Source organism: Streptomyces tatrensis (assembly GCF_049310065.1).
In the GTDB taxonomy this organism is placed as follows: Bacteria; Actinomycetota; Actinomycetes; order Streptomycetales; family Streptomycetaceae; genus Streptomyces.
In genome coordinates this window covers 3,755,116-3,772,729 of sequence record NZ_JBMDLB010000011.1, presented here as the reverse complement: position 1 = coordinate 3,772,729, position 17,614 = coordinate 3,755,116, and the positions used below count along the sequence as shown (strand labels likewise).

At 74.3% G+C, this 17,614-nt stretch carries 10 protein-coding genes; 3 read left to right on the top strand and 7 right to left on the bottom strand.

The window, feature by feature from the left end; genetic code table 11:
* Positions 1-284: 284 nt before the first annotated feature.
* The 5 genes from ACODT5_RS32835 to ACODT5_RS32815 all read right to left on the bottom strand — a co-directional run bounded on the left by ACODT5_RS32835 (position 285) and on the right by ACODT5_RS32815 (position 10,642).
* Positions 285-2,534 (bottom strand): bifunctional glycosyltransferase/CDP-glycerol:glycerophosphate glycerophosphotransferase, encoded by a 2,250-nt coding sequence (locus ACODT5_RS32835; RefSeq protein ID WP_422522740.1) that lies wholly within the window; start codon positions 2,532-2,534, stop codon positions 285-287.
* A 142-nt stretch (positions 2,535-2,676) separates the two neighbouring features.
* Positions 2,677-3,582 carry a carbohydrate ABC transporter permease gene (locus tag ACODT5_RS32830; RefSeq protein WP_422522739.1) on the bottom strand — a complete coding sequence of 302 codons (906 nt, stop codon included), beginning with the start codon at positions 3,580-3,582 and terminating at the stop codon, positions 2,677-2,679.
* Entirely contained in the window at positions 3,579-4,961 is a 1,383-nt protein-coding gene (locus ACODT5_RS32825) for a carbohydrate ABC transporter permease (RefSeq protein WP_422522738.1), read from the bottom strand. Before ACODT5_RS32825 ends, ACODT5_RS32830 begins: the two co-directional genes overlap by 4 nt.
* Positions 4,962-4,966: 5 nt before the next feature.
* Positions 4,967-6,358 (bottom strand): ABC transporter substrate-binding protein, encoded by a 1,392-nt coding sequence (locus ACODT5_RS32820; protein ID WP_422522737.1) that lies wholly within the window; start codon positions 6,356-6,358, stop codon positions 4,967-4,969.
* Between the two features lie 183 nt (positions 6,359-6,541).
* Positions 6,542-10,642, bottom strand: coding sequence for an FHA domain-containing protein (locus ACODT5_RS32815; protein ID WP_422522736.1), 4,101 nt, complete (start codon positions 10,640-10,642; stop codon positions 6,542-6,544).
* Between the two features lie 551 nt (positions 10,643-11,193).
* Here ACODT5_RS32815 and ACODT5_RS32810 point away from each other — a divergent pair.
* Complete coding sequence (locus ACODT5_RS32810; RefSeq protein WP_422522735.1) at positions 11,194-12,993, top strand: serine/threonine-protein kinase; 1,800 nt, start codon at positions 11,194-11,196, stop codon at positions 12,991-12,993.
* A gap of 196 nt (positions 12,994-13,189) precedes the next feature.
* Positions 13,190-14,440, top strand: a complete 1,251-nt coding sequence (locus ACODT5_RS32805) for a serine/threonine-protein kinase (RefSeq protein ID WP_422522734.1) — start codon at positions 13,190-13,192, stop codon at positions 14,438-14,440.
* A 381-nt stretch (positions 14,441-14,821) separates the two neighbouring features.
* Here ACODT5_RS32805 and ACODT5_RS32800 read toward each other — a convergent pair whose 3' ends face one another.
* On the bottom strand, positions 14,822-15,883 hold the full coding sequence (locus tag ACODT5_RS32800; protein WP_422522733.1) for an isopenicillin N synthase family dioxygenase: 1,062 nt from the start codon (positions 15,881-15,883) through the stop codon (positions 14,822-14,824).
* Positions 15,884-16,196: 313 nt separating this feature from the next.
* On the opposite strand from ACODT5_RS32800, the gene prfB reads away from it, so the two are divergent.
* Positions 16,197-17,306 carry a peptide chain release factor 2 gene (gene prfB / locus ACODT5_RS32795; protein WP_389434878.1) on the top strand — a complete coding sequence of 370 codons (1,110 nt, stop codon included), beginning with the start codon at positions 16,197-16,199 and terminating at the stop codon, positions 17,304-17,306.
* Between the two features lie 102 nt (positions 17,307-17,408).
* On the opposite strand, the gene ACODT5_RS32790 is transcribed toward prfB, so the two are convergent.
* The gene (locus ACODT5_RS32790; protein WP_422522732.1) at positions 17,409-17,603 is read right to left on the bottom strand and encodes a hypothetical protein; all 195 of its coding nucleotides are present in this window, start codon (positions 17,601-17,603) and stop codon (positions 17,409-17,411) included.
* Between the last annotated feature and the right edge of the window lie 11 nt (positions 17,604-17,614).

Sequence of the window (17,614 nt, the reverse complement as noted above, 5' to 3'; positions counted from 1 at the left end):
TCCTCAAACGCCGGACGGGCTGGAAGGGGTACCGGGCTGCGCCCGGACCCCCTGGGGCTCCGCCCCGGACCCCGGTCCTCAAACGCCGGACGGGCTGGAAGGGGTACCGGGCTGCGCCCGGACCCCCTGGGGCTCCGCCCCGGACCCCGGTCCTCAAACGCCGGACGGGCTGGGAAGGGGTGCCGGGCTGCGCCCGGACCCCCTGGGGCTCCGCCCCAGACCCCGGTCCTCAAACGCCGGACGGCTGAAAGGACAAACCCCGGACCCCCGATGGCTGTCGGTGGTTACGGCCAGCGGGACGTGGTCAGGTGGGCCAGGGTGGGTTCCGGGGTGGCCGAGGGGGCCGCGGGGGTGGGGCGGCGGTCTTCCAGGGGGGTGATGGGGGCCGTGGGCTGGCTCAGGAAGACGCGGCGGACCACGCGCTCCGCGGCCAGGCCGTCGTCGTGCGTGCAGAACCGGGCCCGGAACGACGCGCGGAGCTGGGCGGAGCGGGAGCCCTGCCAGTGGCCCGTCGAGAAGATGTCCACCAGCTCGTCCTCGGTGCGGGCGATCGCCCCCGGGGGGAAGGCGCGGAGGTCGAAGTACGTGCCGCGGGAGGCCTCGTACGCCTCCCAGTCGTCCGCGTGGATGACGATCGGGCGGTCCAGGGACGCGTAGTCGAACATCAGGGACGAGTAGTCCGTCACCAACGCGTCCGAGGCCAGGCAGAGTTCCTCGACGGAGGGGTGGGAGGAGACGTCGAGGAGGCGCGGGTGGGGGTCCGGGGTGGGTGAGCCCGCGTACGTGAGGTGGGTGCGGGTCAGGATCGTGTAGCGCGGGCCCAGGTCGCGCAGGATCCGGTCGAAGTCCGGGTGGGCGGGGTGGCTGCGGCGGTAGTCGCGGTGGGTCGGCGCGTACAGGATCGCCGTGGAGCCCGGCGGGATGCCGAGGCGTTCGCGCAGCTCCAGGACGTCCGCCTGGGTCGCCCGGTGGAACACGTCGTTGCGCGGGTAGCCGTACTCGAGCGTGGTGTACGAGGACGGGACCGCCTTCTCCCAGACGAGGGTGGAGTGGCGGTTCGAGGACAGCAGGTAGTCCCACTGGTCCGCGCCGCGGAGCAGGCCCGCGAAGTCCGTCGTGGGGGTGGCCGCCGGGCGGTCCTGGAGGTCGAGGCCGACCCGCTTGAGCGGGGTGCCGTGCTGCGTCTGGACGAGGATCTGGCCGGGGCGCTTGACCAGCGCACGGTCGAAGTTGACGTTCGTGACGAGGTAGGTGGCGCGGGCCAGGGCCGTCCAGTACGCCGCCGAGCCCGGGCGCAGGAGGGTCGTTTCGCGCGGCAGGGTCGAGGCGTGCGCCGGGTCGCAGATCCAGGCCGTCCGCATGCGCGGGGCGAGTTCGCGCAGCTTGGCCTCGATCGCCGCCGGGTTGCAGGCGTAACCCCCGTGCCAGTACGCGGAGAAGACCGCCAGCTCCGGGCGGAGCGGGAGCAGGCGCTGCGCGCGGTAGTGCAGGCGCAGGGCGGCTTCGCCGAGGCCCCGGCCCAGGGTGACCCCGGCGCGGCCCGCCGTGAGCGAAGCCGAGCGCAGCAGGGAGAGGAGGCGGTACGTGCGCCTCGTGCCCAGCCGCATCAGGAGGTGGCGGGTGCGGTCCGTACGGCTCAGCGACAGCGGCCGGGGGCCCGGCACCCGGTAGCGGCGCAGCAGGGCCGAGGCCCGGGCGAAGAACTCGGCGCGGGCGGCGCGCGGGAGCCGGCGCGGGTCCGCGTACAGGGCGCAGAAGTGCTCGGCCATCCGCCGGTGCACGGCGGGCCGCCAGCGCTCCAGTTCGGGGCGGGTGGCGAGGTAGCCGAAGACGCGGTCGTACTGGTCGAAGACGTCCAGGTGGCGGCGGGTGGACGTGGTCAGAATCGAGCCCGTGCGGCGCTGGCGGTAGTGCACGCAGACCCGGTCGAGGACGGCGACCGATTCCGCCGCCAGGAGCGCCGGGTAGGTCCACGGGGTGTCCTCGTAGAAGCCGGGCGGGAAGGAGAGGCCCTCGCGCTCGACGTACTCGCGGCGGTAGGCCTTGTTCCACACCACCATCAGCATGCCGAGGAGCGCGGGGCGGTCGGCGAGGCGGAAGCTGGCCGGTCCCTCCTCGCAGAGCCGGTGGGAGAGGCTGTTGCGGACCGTCTCGCCGGTCCAGTAGGTGCGCGCGTAGTCGTAGACGAGGACGTCCGGGGAGCCGGTGGCCTTCAGCCGGTCGGTGATGGCCTCCAGGGCGCCGGGGGCGAGGGTGTCGTCGCCGTCGAGGAAGAGGAGGTAGTCGCCGGTGGCGCGGGACAGGCCCGCGTTGCGGGCCGGCCCCAGGCCGAGGTTGTGCGCCAGGTGCACGGCGGTGACCCGGGGGTCGCGGGCCGCGTAGTCGTCGATGATCGAACCGCAGGCGTCCGGGGAGGCGTCGTCGACCACGATCAGTTCGAGATCCGGGTACGACTGGGTCAGGACCGAGTCCAGACTCTCCTGGAGGTACGCCTGGACCTTGTACGCGGGCACGATGACGCTGAACCGGGGCACGGCACATCCAGGGGTCGGCGCGGGCATATGGCCCAGGAACCCCCGGCGTGGTGATCGGGTTACGCAGGGTGCGGCATTCGGGTTACGGAGCGTCAACCGCGCACGTCAACACCGTGATCCACACCGCTCTGCTTGATCGCCGCTACTTGATCGCTCCCGCCATCACCCCCGAGACGAACTGCCGCTGGAAGGCGAAGAACACGACGAGCGGCACCACCATCGACAGGAAGGCGCCGGGCGCCAGCACGTCGATGTTGTTCCCGAACTGCCGTACCTGCTGCTGGAGCGCGACCGTCACGGGCGGGTGCGCCGAGTCCGCGAAGACCAGGGCGACCAGCATGTCGTTCCACACCCACAGGAACTGGAAGATGCCGAGCGAGGCGATCGCCGGACCGCCCAGCGGCAGCACCACCCGGGCGAACAGCCGCAGTTCGCCGGCCCCGTCGAGCCGGGCCGCCTCCAGCAGCTCGCGCGGGATCTCCGCGAAGAAGTTGCGCAGCAGGAACACGGCGAACGGCAGCCCGAAGGCGGTGTGGAAGAGGACCACGCCCACCGTGGTCTCGAACAGGCCGATGGCGCCGAAGAGTTCGGAGACCGGGATCAGCGCCACCTGGACGGGTACGACGAGCAGCGCGACCACGATCAGGAACAGCCAATCGCGGCCGGGGAACTCCAGCCAGGCGAAGGCGTATCCGGCGAACGCCCCCAGCGCCAGGACGAGCAGGGTGGCGGGCACGGCGATGGCCGCCGTGTCGAGGAGCGAGCCGGTGACGGTGTCGTTGGCCAGCAGCCGCTCGTAGTTGTCGGCCGTGAGGCGGGAGGGCGCCGTCAGCACCTGCCACCAGCCGCCGTCGTTCAGCGCGGTGGGGGAGAGGAAGGAGGAGACCAGCAGCCCGAGCGTGGGCAGCAGCCAGAACAGCCCCGCGAGGACGAGGAAGACGCGCAGCGCCCCGCCGGCCGCCCGGGCGGCGAGGGACCGCACGATGGGTGGGCCGGGGCGCGCGGTGGGGGACGGCGTACGCGGCTGCGTGCGCGGCGCTGTGCTCATCGGCGGGCCTCCCGGCGCATCCGGCGGATGTTGTAGGCCATGACGGGAGCCACCAGCACCAGCAGCAGCACCGCGATGGCGCTGCCCAGCCCCGGATCGGCGTCCGCGGCGAAGGCGGTCCGGTACAGCTGGAGCGCCAGGACGTTGGCGTCGTCCTGCACCGCGCCCGGCGCGATCACGAAGACCAGGTCGAAGACCTTCATCACGTTGATGACGAGGGTGACCAGCACGACGGCCAGGACGGGCGCCAGCAGCGGCACCGTGACCCGCCGCAGCACCTGCCACTCGCTCGCCCCGTCCACCCGCGCCGCCTCCAGCAGCTCGCGCGGTACGGCGGCCAGCCCGGCCCCGATCAGCACCATCGCGAACCCGGCCCACATCCACACGTAGGCACCGATCACCGCCGGGGTCACCAGCGTGGGGCCGAGCCACTCGACGCCCCCGTACGCCTCCCGGAAGTTCGAGGCGGGCAGCCGCAGCGTCGCGCCGTCGGCCGCGGCGGACAGGGTGAAGGTGCCGTCGGCCCGGGTCCTCGCCGAGCCGACCACCCGGCCGTCCTTGACCGCCTCGACCCGCATCCCCGACAGCGCGGACTCGGTGGCGTCGACCGTGTTCGTCGTGCCGCCCCCGCCCCGGGTGAAGTCCTGCCAGGCGGTGCCGGTGACCTTCCCGGGCTCGGCGGCGGCGGGCCGCGCCGTACGCGTTCCCGGGGGAAGGGCGTCCGGGGCGATGCCGACCAGCGGGAGCGCAGCGGGCACGCCCGCCCGTACCGGATCGCGGGTCACGTACGCGCCCCCGTCGGCCGGGAGCAGCGGAGAGTCCCGGCCGGGGCGGGCCTTGGGGAAGGCGGAGGACTCGGCGAAGGTGTCGTGGACGCCGACCCAGACGGCGTTGGCCACGCCCCGGTCGGGGTCGGCGTCGTAGACGAGCCGGAAGATGATGCCCGCGGCGAGCATCGAAATGGCCATCGGCATGAAGACGATCAGCTTGAAGGCCGTTCCCCAGCGCACCCGTTCGGTCAGCACGGCGAAGAGCAGCCCGAGCGCGGTGGCGGTGACCGGGGCCAGCACCACCCAGATCGCCGTGTTCCCCAGCGCGGTGCGGATCGTGTCGTCGCGCAGGATCTCCCCGTAGTTCCCGGCACCCACGAACTCCTCGCCGGAGCGGTCGAAGAAGCTGCGGTAGAGCGAGTAGCCGATGGGGTGCACGACGAGCGCGCCGAGCAGGACGAGCGAGGGGAGGAGGAATGCCGCGGCGGTCAGCCGGCGGCGCCGGGTCTCCTTGCGCTTCGGGGAGCGGGGGGCGGTGGCGGGGGAGGCCCCGGCGGGTCCCGTGGGGGAGGCCGCCGGGGATTCTGTGGGGGGAGTGGGGGAGGCCACCGGGATCAGTTCCCGTAGGCCTTGGCCGCGTCCGCCTCCAGCCTCGCCTGCGTCCCCGCGATGTCGGCCGGGTTCGCCAGGAAGTCCTGGAGCGCCTTCCACTCGCCCGCGCCCGGGGTCCCGCCGAAGGCCGCCGGGGCCTGGTCCGACATGTCGAAGCGGAAGCGGTCTCCCGCCGCGATCAGGGCCTCGGCGATGCCGCGCTGGATGTCGTTCGGGTACGCGGTCGGTTCGAGCGCCTTGTTCGGGGAGAGGAAGCCGCCCTCACGGGCATGGATCCGCGCCGAGTCCACCGAGGCCAGGAACGTCAGCAGCGCCTGCGCGCCCTTCGAGTCCTTCAGCGCGACCGCCACGTCCCCGCCCGAGACCACGGGCGCCGTGCCGCCGACCGTGGGGAAGGGGAAGACCAGGGCGTCCGTGCCCACCTTCGCCTCCGTCTGGGCGATGTTGACCGCGACGAAGTCGCCCTCGAAGACCATCGCGGCGGCCGGCCGGTCGCCGCCGGTGAAGGTCTGCGTCACCGACTTCGGGAACTCGGTCGCCAGCGCCCCGCTCTGGCCGCCCGCGAGGAAGTCCTTGCGGCCGAACAGCTCGGCGAGTGTGGTCAGCGCCTGCTTGACGCTGTCGTCCGTCCACTTGATCTCGTGCTTTGCGAGCTGGTCGTACTTCTCCGGACCCGCCTGCGAGAGGTAGACGTTCTCGAACCAGTCGGTCAGGGTCCAGCCGTCGGCCCCGGCCACCGAGACCGCCGGGGTACCGGACGCGGACAGGGTGTCGGCCGCGGCGAGGAATTCCTTCCAGGTGGCCGGGGGCTTTACGCCCGCCGCCTCGAAGGCCTTCGCGTTGTACCAGATCAGCGACTTGTTGGCGGCCTTGTAGTAGACGCCGTACTGGGTGCCGTCGACCGCGCCCAGCGTCTTCCAGCCGGGAGAGTAGTTCTGGTCGAGCTGGGCCTGCGCGTCGGCGCCGACCGGCTTCGCCCACTTGTTCTTCACCGCCGAGACCAGTGCCCCGACCTGCGGGAGCAGTGCCACGTCCGGCGGGGCGCCGCCCGCGATCTTGGAGCCGAGGAAGGTGACGATCGGGTCCTGCGCCGGGACGAAGGTCACCGTGGCGCCCGTCCGCCGCTCGAACTCCTTCAGGACCTTGAGGAAGTTCGCCTGCTCCGCGCCCGTCCAGACGGCGGCGACCTCCAGCTTCTCCCCGTCGAGACGGGGTAACGCCACGACCGGTCCGCCCGCGGTGGCGGTGCCGGTGCCGTCCGTGCCCTTCGCGGGCTCCTTGCCGTCGCCGTCACCGCCGCACGCGCTGAGCGCGAGCGCGCCGGCGATGGCCAGAGCGGCCCAAGCGTGGTGCGTACGACCTGATTTCGTGCGGCTCGTTCCCTGCTTGTGCATGGCGGCGCCCCCGGTGCCTCGCTGGCGATGGTGTGTCCCGTGCCACAAGGTCTACGCCGCCCCGCGCACCCCCGCAATACCGCCTCGCGGCGTACGGGGGTGGGCGGAGGACCGCTCGGGGGCCTGCCCGGGGGGCCGGGCAGGGGCCGGTTCGGGGCCGGTCGGGCGCCGTTCCGGCCCGGTTCAGGGGGCCGGCGGGAACAGCACCGGGACCGCCGACACCAGGTGCGAGGCCCGGTCCAGGGCGCTGGCCAGCAGTGCCAGGTCGGTCGGGCCGTTGCCCAGCTCGCGGACCGGGCGACGGGCCGGCGGATCGCCCATCCGCTCCCACTCCACCGGCACCACCGTCGGCCGCAGCGTCGCCGTCCGGGGGATCCGGCCGGTGACCCGGCCGCCCTGGAACGGGACCGTGCGCCCGTCGGCGTACCGGAGCACGCCCCGGCCGGGGCCCGGCTGGTCGGGGGCGTCGAGCTCCACGCGCAGGGTCGTGAGCCGGGCCAGCTCGGTGTCGGCCGTCCGGTCCGGGCGGGCACTGGTGGCCACCAGGTGCACCCCGAGGCGGGCTCCCTCGCGGGCCACCGCCTCCAGCGCGCGGACCACCGAACCGGCGGCGGGCCGGCCCGTGCTGCCCAGACCCGGCGCGACCAGCGCGTCGAAGTCGTCCACGAGCACGACGAGGCGGGGCAGCGGGCTCGGTCCGGCCGGAGGATCGGTACGGGTGGTCGAGGAGCGCAGCCGCAGGGTGCCGGAACGCTGCGGTTCGAGATCGCCGCGCAGCTCGCCGGGGGTGGGCTGGCGGGGCGAGACCATCCGGTCGGAGACCTCGCGCGCGGCGTGCCACTCGGAGAACGGCACCCCGTCCAGGAGCTCGGCCCGCCGCTTGAGCTCCGCGCCCAGCGCCTGCGCGAACTCCCGCATCCGCAGCGGGTCCGAGGCGACCAGGTGCGCCGAGACGTGCGGCAGCTCCGTACAGGGCAGCAGGCCGTCGCCGCGCTCGCCGCCGGCCCCGTCGAGCAGGACCAGGCCGAGCCGGTCGGGCCGGGCGGCCGCCGACAGGGAGGCCGCGACGGTGCGCAGCAGTTCCGTACGGCCGCTGCCGGCAGGTCCCTCGATCAGCATGTGCGGCCCGTCGGTGACCAGTTCGGCGCCCACCGGCCCGCGCCGGCCGGTGCCGAGGACTATCTCCGCGAGCCCGCCGACGGGCTGCCCCTGATCGGTGGAGGCGGCCCAACGGGCCATCAGGGAGGCCGGGGTGGCCCGGGCCAGCCCCAACTCGTCCAGCAGGCGGGAGGTCTGGGGCAGGTTGGCGGCGGCCGGCCGGTAACCGCCCTCCGCGACCGGGGAGTCGGCCTTCAGGGGGGCCAGGGCGCGGGCGAACCGCTCCGCCCAGGCCGCCGATACGGCGTCCGCCGTGGCCGTCCCGCCGGAGGCGGCCGGCTTGCCGCCCGAGACCGCGAAGGTCCGTACGGTCGTGGCCACATCACCGCTGAGCAGGGCCGCGGTCCCGCAGTCCCGGAAGGCGGGGGCGGCCGCGCAGGCCGCCTCGAAGGTCTCGGCGACTGGCGAGGCGGGCGTCGCGGCCGGCGCCTCGGCCAGGGCCAGCACGTGGATCCCGGCGGCCGGCCCGTGCGAGGTCAGCCGTCCGGTGATGTCCCGCAGCGCCCCGGGACCGGGGTCCCCGTCGAGGACCAGCAGGGTGAAGGGTCCTCGGTAGCCGTACGAGGCCTCGCGCACCGCGTCCGGGCCGGCGGCGGCCCAGTGCGTGCCGAGCGGTCCGTCGTCGAGCCGGCGGGTCAGTTCCCCGGCGCGGGCGGCCGCCTGATCGCGGTCGTACGCGAGCAGCAGCCGGCAGTCCTGCCCGTGCGCGGGGCGTACGTGGGGCAGCCAGCCGAGCCAGCCCCAGTCGCGGCGGCGTTCGGCGAGCGGGCGGGCCCGGTCGGTGGAGATCAGCACGATCTCCAGGCGCTGGCCGGGGGCGTGCAGGGCCGCGAGCCGCGCGATGACGGAGCGGGCCACACCGGTCAGCCGGGCCCGCGGGCCGGCGATGCCGAGCGCGCCGGTCTCGCGGAGCGCGACCTCGCTGCCCGCACCGAGCGTGACATCGAGCCCGGCGGGCCCGGCCCACAGCCGCGGAGCCGGCCCGAGGGCGGTGAGCAGCAGGGTCGCGGGATCGTCGGAGCCGGGCCGCGGGGTGACGGCGGCCGCGGTCTCGGCGACCACCTCCACCTCGGCGGCCTCCGGCCCGCGCACCCACTTCCGCGCCCAGGCCCCGATCCCGCGCCGCGCCCCACGACGGGGCTCGGCCCCGCGGGCCGGCTCGGGCTCCTCCCAGCCGCCCGCACCGTGGTGCTCGACGCCGGTCTGCTGTGCCGTCCCCGACCCGGGGTGGCCGTACGGCCCGGCCTCGTGGGGTGCACCGCCGTACGGGGCGGCTCCGGCGGGCTCCGGCGCTCCGGCGTGCCGCCCTGGGGCGCCGTGCGCCGCTCCGCCGTACGGTCCGGCTCCGCCGGGGTGGGCTGCTCCGGCGTGCCCGCCGGGGTGGGCTGCCCCGGCGTACGGGCCGGGGGCTGCCCCGGGGTGTGCGGCTCCTGCGTAAGGGCCGGGGGCTGCCTCGGGGTGTGCGGCTTCGGCGTACGGGCCGACGGCTGCCCCCGGGTGTGCGGCTTCGGTGTACTGGCCCGGGGCTGAGGACGGGTGTGCCGGTCCGGCGTACTGGCCCGGGGCTGAGGACGGGTGTGCCGGTCCGGCGTACTGGCCCGGGGCTGCGCCCTGGTGTGCCGGTCCGGCGTACTGCGAGGCGGCTCCGCCCTCGTGTGGTGCTCCGCCGTACTGTCCGGCGGTCGGCCGGTCGGGGAGGGAGTGGTGCCCGGCACCCGGGGCGCCGGAACCGGACGAGGGCCTGGCGATCCGGCCTGCGCGGCGGTGGCCGGCGGCGGCGTCCTGGTCGGTCTCTCCGTAGGGCCAGGGGTCGGAGGCAGCGGAGCCGGACGCGTCCCGGCCGCCTCCGGTGTGCTGCTCGGCACCCCGGGCGGCGGGGACCGCCCCGGCGCCGGCGTCCCAGTGCGCCGCGGGCGCGCCGGGGGCGGCGTACCCGGGCCGGACGGGGTCGGGGGCGGAGCCCCCGTTTCGGGAAGGGGCGGGGTGGGGGATCTGCCCCTGTGCTCCCCGACCTCCCGAGTCGGGGTAGCCCCCGCCGGCCCGGGCTCCGCCGGGGGTGCTGCCGTCGGGGTGTGACCCCGCCGGGGTGCCGGGCGTAGCGCCGCTCCAGGCCCCTCCCGGGGTGCTGCCGTCGGGGTGTGACCCCGCCGGGGCGCCAGACGTAGCGCCGGTCCGTGGTCCGCCGTAGGCGCCGCTCCCGGGGTGCGAGCCCGCCGGGGTGCCGGGCGCAGCGCCGCTCCAGGCCCCACCGGGGGCGCTGCCGTCGGGGTATGACCCCGTCGGGGTGCCGGGCGTGGCTCCGGTCCGTGCTCCGCCGTAGGTGCCGCCGTCGGGCTGCGACCCCGCCGGGGTGCCCTGCGTAGCGCCCGCGCCGGCGGGATCGGGGTGGCCGGGAGCCGTGTCGGGGTGGGGTCCCGGGAGGGGGACGGAGAGGTGGCCCTCGAGGTCGGGGGTGAGGGGGAGGGGAGCGGGGGCCGGGCCCACGGCCAGGCGGAGCGTGGATTCGCCGACCCGCAGCAGCGCGCCCGGCGCGAGCGCCACCCGCTCCGCGCCGACCACCGCTCCGTCGAGCGTCGTACCGTTCGTCGACCCGAGGTCGGCCACCGCCACCCGCCCGTCGGGGAGCACCGTCACGGTGCAGTGCAGGCGCGACACGTCGGGATCGTCCAGCGGGACGTCCGCGTCGGCGGAGCGTCCGATCCGGATCGCCCCCGGGTGGAGGAGGTGCACCCCGCCGGCGTCCGGCCCGGCCACGACGTGCAGTTGCGGCCCGTCGCCGAGGGAGGTCGCGGCCGCGGTCCCGTCCGTCCGGACGTCGGGGCCGGGCACGTTGAGCGACAGCACCGCCCCGTCCACGAGCGGCGGCTCGCCGAGCGCGCACCGCGCGGGGTCCAGGCGCTCCGTACCGGCGTACAGCACGACGGTGCCCCCGGTGTCGGGTCCGCCGACGGTCGCCGCGAGCCCGGAGGCCACCGCGGACAGTGCCGTGCCGGCGGGGGCGGTGACGAGTACGTCACAGCTCGCCGGCGCACCTCCTCCGCCGGTGCCCCCGCCGGAGGCGGTCGCGGTGGCGGTCTGGTGGCCGCTGCGCGACCCCGACCCAAGGACGGTCAGCCGGATCTGCATCGCCGTCAGCGGTCCCTTCTGCGCGGTGCGCGGTGTGTGCGCCCGGCAGGGACCGCGGGAGGGATCACCCGTGCCGTCGGCATTGCCGTTGGCATGTGGTGCCCGTCCGTCCGCCCCCACCCGGCACGGACGCGTCGTCCGGTCAGGTCTGCCCGGAAGGCGGGGCTCCCGTCCCGGCCGTTCCGTACGGGTGCATCCTCGCACCTGTCGTCATCGACACGCCCGCCACCCACCGGCAAGTGATCTTGACCGGTCGCGGACCGGCGCCGGACCTGCAAGCGGGCCGATCGGATATCGACAGGATGGCCGGGAAAATCGCCCCCGGCATACGCCGCAAACATCACCCTTCGCGCATATGTGCGGCAACCAACCTCCCTCACCCAGCGTCTTCCCTCGGGACAAGCCCTAGAGTGGGCCGGAAAACCATTTCGCAGATACAGGCGTGGACCACGCACGAACCAAGCACGGACCAAGCGCGGAACGAGCGTGGACCGAGCGCGGACCGTACGCGGATCACTCGCCGGAATCGACGACAGCAGGGAGCGCGCGACGTGCGGCCAGTCGGCAGCAAGTACCTGCTCGAGGAGCCGCTCGGGCGCGGCGCCACGGGCACCGTCTGGCGCGCCCGCCAGCGTGAGGCGGCGGGTGCGGAGGCGGCCGTGGCCGGCCACCCCGGCGAGACCGTGGCCATCAAGGTCCTCAAGGAGGAGCTGGCCCAGGACCCGGACATCGTCATGCGCTTCCTGCGCGAGCGCTCCGTCCTGCTGCGCCTGACCCACCCCAACATCGTCCGCACCCGCGACCTCGTCGTCGAGGGCGATCTCCTCGCCCTCGTCATGGACCTCATCGACGGCCCGGACCTGCACCGGTACCTGCGCGAGAACGGCCCCTTCACCCCGGTCGCCGCGAGCCTGCTCACCGCGCAGATCGCGGACGCGCTCGCCGCCAGCCACGCCGACGGCGTGGTCCACCGCGACCTGAAGCCCGCCAACGTCCTGGTCGACGAGCGTGACGGCCAGATGAAGCCGATGCTCACCGACTTCGGCATCGCGCGCCTGGCCGACTCCCCGGGCCTGACCCGCACGCACGAGTTCGTCGGCACCCCGGCCTACGTCGCCCCGGAGTCCGCGGAGGGCCGCCCGCAGACCTCCGCCGTCGACATCTACGGCGCCGGCATCCTGCTCTACGAGCTGCTCACCGGCCGGCCGCCCTTCGCCGGCGGCACCGCGCTGGAGGTCCTGCACCGCCACCTCAGCGAGGACCCGCAGCGCCCGCCGAACGTGCCCGAGCCGCTGTGGACGGTCATCGAGCGCTGCATGCGAAAGGAGCCCACCGAGCGCCCGAGCGCGGAGACCCTGGCGCGCGGCCTGCGCGTCGTCGCCTCCGGCATCGGCGTGCACTCCACGGCCGCCGAGGTCGAGGCCGCCCTCGGCGTCGGCGCGCTCCTCGCGCCCGACCCCTCTCCCGCGCCGGTCCCCGAGACCCCGGGCGCCGCGGATGCCACGCAGATGCTGCCCGGCGGGTCCGCCGGAGCTTCCCCGATGGGCGCCTACGACCCCAACGCCATGACCAGCGTGATGCCGCCGATCGGCGCGGCCGACGCCACGTCCGTGCTCCCGAGCACGGGGGCGCCCGGCGCCGACCCGACCTCCGTGATGCCGCCCGTGCAGCGGCCGGACCAGCCGCACCCGTGGCAGTCGCAGATGCAGGCCGCCCGCGACCGCAACGAGCAGACGCAGATCCAGTACCTGGACCCGAGTGAGGATCCCCTGCGCCGCCGGCCGCAGCGCCAGGGCCCGCCTCAGCAGCAGCAGCCTCAGCGGCCCCAGCAGCAGCCCCAGCGACCGCAGCAGCCTCCGCAGCAGCCTCCGCAGCAGCAGCCGTACCGGCAGGCCCCGCCGCCGCAGCAGCAGTACCAGCAGCCCCAGCAGTACCCGCAGCAGCAGTACGCGCCGCAGCCCCCGCCGCAGCACTACCAGCCGCAACAGCAGCACCCTCAGCAGTACCAGCAGCCTCAGCAGCAGCCCCAGTACCGCCAGCCCCAGCCGCCGCCCCAGCAGCAGCCCCCTCAGGGGCCGCCGCCGCGTCAGCAGCCGCCGCAGCGGGAGCCCCGCGAGCCGCGCCGCCGCAGTGCGAACCCGGTGAAGATCCCGGGTCTGGGCTGCCTCAAGGGCTGCCTGGTGATGATCTTGGTGTTCTTCGTCGCGGGCTGGCTGGTCTGGGAGTTGACCCCGCTCCAGGAGTGGATCGGTACCGGCCGCGGCTGGTGGGACCAGGTGTGGACCTGGGGCTCGGACGCCGTGGACTGGGTCACCGAGCTCGGCAACTCCACGGGCGGTACGGGCTCCTGAGTCTTCCCGCCCCGACTGTGCGCGCTGTACCGGCACAAACGGCCCGAACCGGGCCTTGTGCCGGTGACTTCGTGGATTTGTCGACTTCTGGGACGTGATTTCGCCCGCAGAAGTGAAGGTCGCCGCGATCCGTGGACTCCAACACCCACCTGGCCGCGTAGCTTTGGTGCGTAGGCCAGCCGCTGAGGGAGCAGTTGTGGCACGGAAGATCGGCAGCCGGTACACCGCGCACCAGATCCTGGGGCGCGGCAGCGCGGGCACGGTGTGGCTGGGCGAGGGGCCTGAGGGCCCCGTCGCCGTCAAACTGCTGCGCGAGGACCTCGCGTCGGACCAGGAACTCGTAGGACGGTTCGTCCAGGAGCGCAGCGCTCTCCTGGGCCTGGAGCACCCGCACGTCGTCTGCGTCCGCGACCTCGTCGTGGACGGCAACGACCTCGCCCTCGTCATGGACCTCGTCCGCGGTACGGACCTGCGCACCCGCCTCGACCGCGAGCGGCGGCTCGCCCCCGAGGCGGCCGTCGCCATCGTCGCGGACGTCGCCGACGCGCTGGCCGCGGCGCACGCGGCCGGGGTCGTGCACCGGGACGTGAAGCCGGAGAACGTCCTGCTCGACATGCAGGGCCCGCTCGGCCCGGGCGGCGCGCATCCGGCGCTGCTCACCGACTTCGGCGTGGCCAAGCTCATCGATTCCCCCCGGCGGGCCACCGGCGGACGGGCCTCGGCCCCGACCACCCGGATCATCGGCACGCCCGACTACCTGGCACCGGAGATAGTGGAGGGCCTGCCGCCGCGCGCGGCGGTGGACATCTACGCGCTGGCCACCGTGCTCTACGAACTCCTCGCCGGCTTCACGCCGTTCGGCGGCGGGCATCCCGGGGCGGTGCTGCGGCGCCACGTGACGGAGACCGTCGTCCCGCTGCCCGGCATCCCCGACGAGCTGTGGCAGCTGATGGTCCAGTGCCTGGCGAAGGCCCCCGCCTCGCGGCTGCGCGCCTCGGAGCTCTCCCTGCGGCTGCGGGACCTGCTGCCGCTGCTGGCGGGGATGCCGCCGCTGGACGTGGACGAGCCGGACGAGCCGGAGCAGGCGGACTTCCCGGAACCGGAGGCCGCCACCGCCGATCCGGTGCGGCGGCGGGGTGTGGTTCCGCTGGTCCCCGGCTCCTCCACCGACTCCAACCGGGACACCCACACCTCGATGCGGGTGCCGGGGCCGGACGAGCTGGCGGGCGGGGCGCTGGGCACGGCCCGGGTTCCGCGTCCCGCCGGCGGGCACCGGCCCGGGTCCGCGCGGCACCGGGCGGAGACCGTCCGCAAGCGGCGGCTCGCGCTCTCGGCTGCCGCCGTCGCCCTGGCTGCGGCCGTCGGTGTCGGCAGCTGGCTGGCCGTCTCCTCCGACTCGGCGCCGCCGCCCCAGGACAGCAAGCAGTCGGGCTCTACGGCCCCGTAGCCGGGGGCGCGGGTGGCTCGGCCCTGCGGGGCGAAGTCCCCTACCCGCCCTTCGCCCGTTCCCCGGGGCTCCGCCCCGGACCCCGCTCCTCAAACGCCGGAGGGGCTGGAATTGCCCTGCGGGCAAAATCCAGCCCCTCCGGGCAATGCAGTCCCGACCAGGCAATATCCAGCCCCTCCGGCGTTTGAGGAGCGGGGGTCCGGGGGCTGGCCCCCGGGAACGGCGCCGCACGCGGCAACGGGTCCGGGCGGAGCCCGGGGAACGGTGGAAGGGCGGGTAGGTGACGGCCCCGCAGGGCTGCGCGGCCACGGTGGGTCGGGGCCGGCCCCGCTGGAGCTGCGCGGCTATGCCGGGTCGGGGCCGCCCCGGTGAGCTGCGCGGCTACGCGCCGCCGACCAGCTCGGGGTGCCAGCGCCGCGCCACCGCGGGGTGCGCGCGGACCCAGCCCTTCAGTTCGTTGCGGCCGTACTCCGCGTGCAGCGGGTTCGACGCGTCGTGCGCTATCCCGGGCGCCGCGTCCAGGTAGTCGCCCGGGACCGTCTCGATGACGGCGTCCAGGCGCGGGTTGTAGAAGAACGGCACCGAGAACCGCTCCACGGCCCCCGCCGGGCTAACCACGCGGTGGTCCGTCGCCGTCAGGTACCCCTCCGTGGCGATCTCCAGCAGCTCGCCCAGGTTGACCACGAAGGCCCCCGGCAGCGGGGGGACGTCGAGGAAGGCCCCGTCCCGGACCACCTGGAGCCCGCCCACCGAGTCCTGGAGGAGGAGGGTGAGGAAGCCGTAGTCCTTGTGCGCCCCGACCCCCTGGTCGGTGCCCGTCGGGGCGGATCCCGGGTAGCGGATCAGCTTCGTGTGCAGGTGGGGCCGGTCCGCGAAGGCCGCGTCGAAGAAGTCGGGCGGGGCGCCGATCGAGGCGAGCAGCTCCTGGAGCAGGCGGTGGGCCACCACCGCCAGACGGGACTGCCACTCCAGCACCACGTCCCGCAGTTCCGGCAGCGCCGCCGGCCACTGGTTGGGGCCCTCCAGCCACAGGTACGCCGGGTCGTCCGGTCCGACCCCCGGCGCCGCCCGCTCCGCGCCCACGTCGAGCTGGTCCCGCCAGTCGGAGGCGCCGCCGGTCAGCTCGTGTCCGATGCGGGTGTAGCCCCGGAAGTGGGGGGAGTTCAGGTTGCTCATGGCCAGCCGGTCCGCCTCCGGGAGGGCGAAGAACGCCCTGGTCAGCTCCAGGATGCGGGCTGTCTCGGCGGCGGTGACCCCGTGCCCGGTGAGGTGCAGGAAGCCGCTGTCCCGGGCGGCCGCGTGCAGTTCCTTGCGGAAGGAATCGCGCAGCTCCGGATCGTCCGCGTGGGACAGGTCCAGGACCGGAAGCGAGGGGGAAAGAGAAGGAGAAGAAGGGGAGGAAGGAGAAGAGGCAGGAGAGGCAGAAGGGTGCGCGGACGGCATGACGGCTCCGTTTCGGGATGTCACGGGGTCCTGTCCCCAGGGGTGGCGGGGGCCGCGGCTGGGGAGGGCCGCCGGCAGGGTTGTCGCCGGGACCGCGAGGCCGCGTACAGGACCAAGTCGGATCGGGGTGGATCAGGCTTGGGTGTGGGCCGGCGGCGGACAGCTCGTCGTCGTGACACGCATGTGGTCCACATGGCGGCGCTTGACGAGGAAGACGGTCATAACGTGAGCGTACGCCCGTGCGACCCGCCATTAGAACGGGTGATTCGGCCTGGCCGGAGAGCGGCCCCCGGGGACCGGCTACGCTGGACCCGTGGCAGTCGTCGATGTTTCCGAAGAGCTGAAGTCCCTCTCCTCGACCATGGGGTCGATCGAGGCCGTCCTGGACCTCGACAAGCTGAGGGCAGAAATCGCCGTGCTCGAGGAGCAGGCCGCCGCGCCGTCCCTGTGGGACGACCCGGAGGCCGCCCAGAAGATCACGAGCAAGCTTTCGCACCTCCAGGCGGAGGTCCGCAAGACCGAGAACCTGCGCGGGCGCATCGACGACCTGGCGGTGCTGTTCGACCTCGCCCAGGAGATGGACGACGCGGACACCCTCGCCGAGGCCGAGACCGAGCTGGTCTCCGTGCGCAAGGCGCTGGACGAGATGGAGGTCCGCACCCTGCTCTCCGGCGAGTACGCCGAGCGCGAGGCGCTGGTCAACATCCGGGCCGAGGCCGGCGGCGTGGACGCCTCCGACTTCGCCGAGCGCCTCCAGCGCATGTACCTGCGCTGGGCCGAGCGCCACGGCTACCCGACCGAGATCTACGAGACCTCGTACGCGGAAGAGGCCGGCATCAAGTCGACCACCTTCGTGGTCAAGGCTCCGTACGCCTACGGCACCCTCTCCGTCGAGCAGGGCACGCACCGCCTCGTCCGGATCTCGCCCTTCGACAACCAGGGCCGCCGCCAGACCTCCTTCGCGGGCGTCGAGGTGCTGCCGGTCGTCGAGTCCAGCGACCACGTCGAGATCGACGAGGGCGAGCTGCGCGTGGACGTGTACCGCGCCTCGGGCCCCGGCGGCCAGGGCGTCAACACGACCGACTCCGCGGTGCGCATCACGCACCTGCCGACCGGCATCGTGGTCTCCTGCCAGAACGAGCGCTCGCAGATCCAGAACAAGGCCAGCGCGATGAACGTCCTCCAGGCCAAGCTGCTCGAGCGGCGCCGCCAGGAGGAGAAGGACAAGATGGACGCCCTCAAGGACGGCGGAAGCTCCTGGGGCAACCAGATGCGCTCCTACGTCCTGCACCCGTACCAGATGGTCAAGGACCTCCGGACGGAGTTCGAGGTCGGCAACCCGCAGGCGGTGCTCGACGGCGAGATCGACGGCTTCCTGGAGGCCGGGATCCGCTGGCGCAAGCAGCAGGAGCAGACCGCGTAGTACGAAAACGCTGGTCAGAGCAGTCGGAAGGGCCCGGACGCCGTAAAGGTGTCCGGGCCCTTCCGTATGCGTGAGTCTGATCGGGACGTGGCGGCTGAGGAACTACGCCGTCTGCTGAGCCACCAGTGCCAGCGCGGCCACCAGGATCACCAGCAGCGCGATGAGCGCCACCGGGTTCAGACCGCCGGAGAAGGGGTCCTCCCGCTGGAGGCGCCCCCGGTTCGCCCGGCACACCCGGCAGCGGCCCTGGTTGACGGGTCCGGCGCAGTTCGCGCACACGAGCCGGTCATATGTCATGCGCTCCTCCT

Excerpts from the sequence above, each read along its gene's own strand:
- ACODT5_RS32830 (WP_422522739.1), bottom strand. The coding sequence starts at position 3,582 with ATGAGCACAGCGCCGCGCACGCAGCCGCGTACGCCGTCCCCCACCGCG.
- ACODT5_RS32820 (WP_422522737.1), bottom strand. The coding sequence starts at position 6,358 with ATGCACAAGCAGGGAACGAGCCGCACGAAATCAGGTCGTACGCACCAC.
- ACODT5_RS32815 (WP_422522736.1), bottom strand. The coding sequence starts at position 10,642 with ATGCAGATCCGGCTGACCGTCCTTGGGTCGGGGTCGCGCAGCGGCCAC.
- ACODT5_RS32800 (WP_422522733.1), bottom strand. The coding sequence starts at position 15,883 with ATGCCGTCCGCGCACCCTTCTGCCTCTCCTGCCTCTTCTCCTTCCTCC.
- ACODT5_RS32790 (WP_422522732.1), bottom strand. The coding sequence starts at position 17,603 with ATGACATATGACCGGCTCGTGTGCGCGAACTGCGCCGGACCCGTCAAC.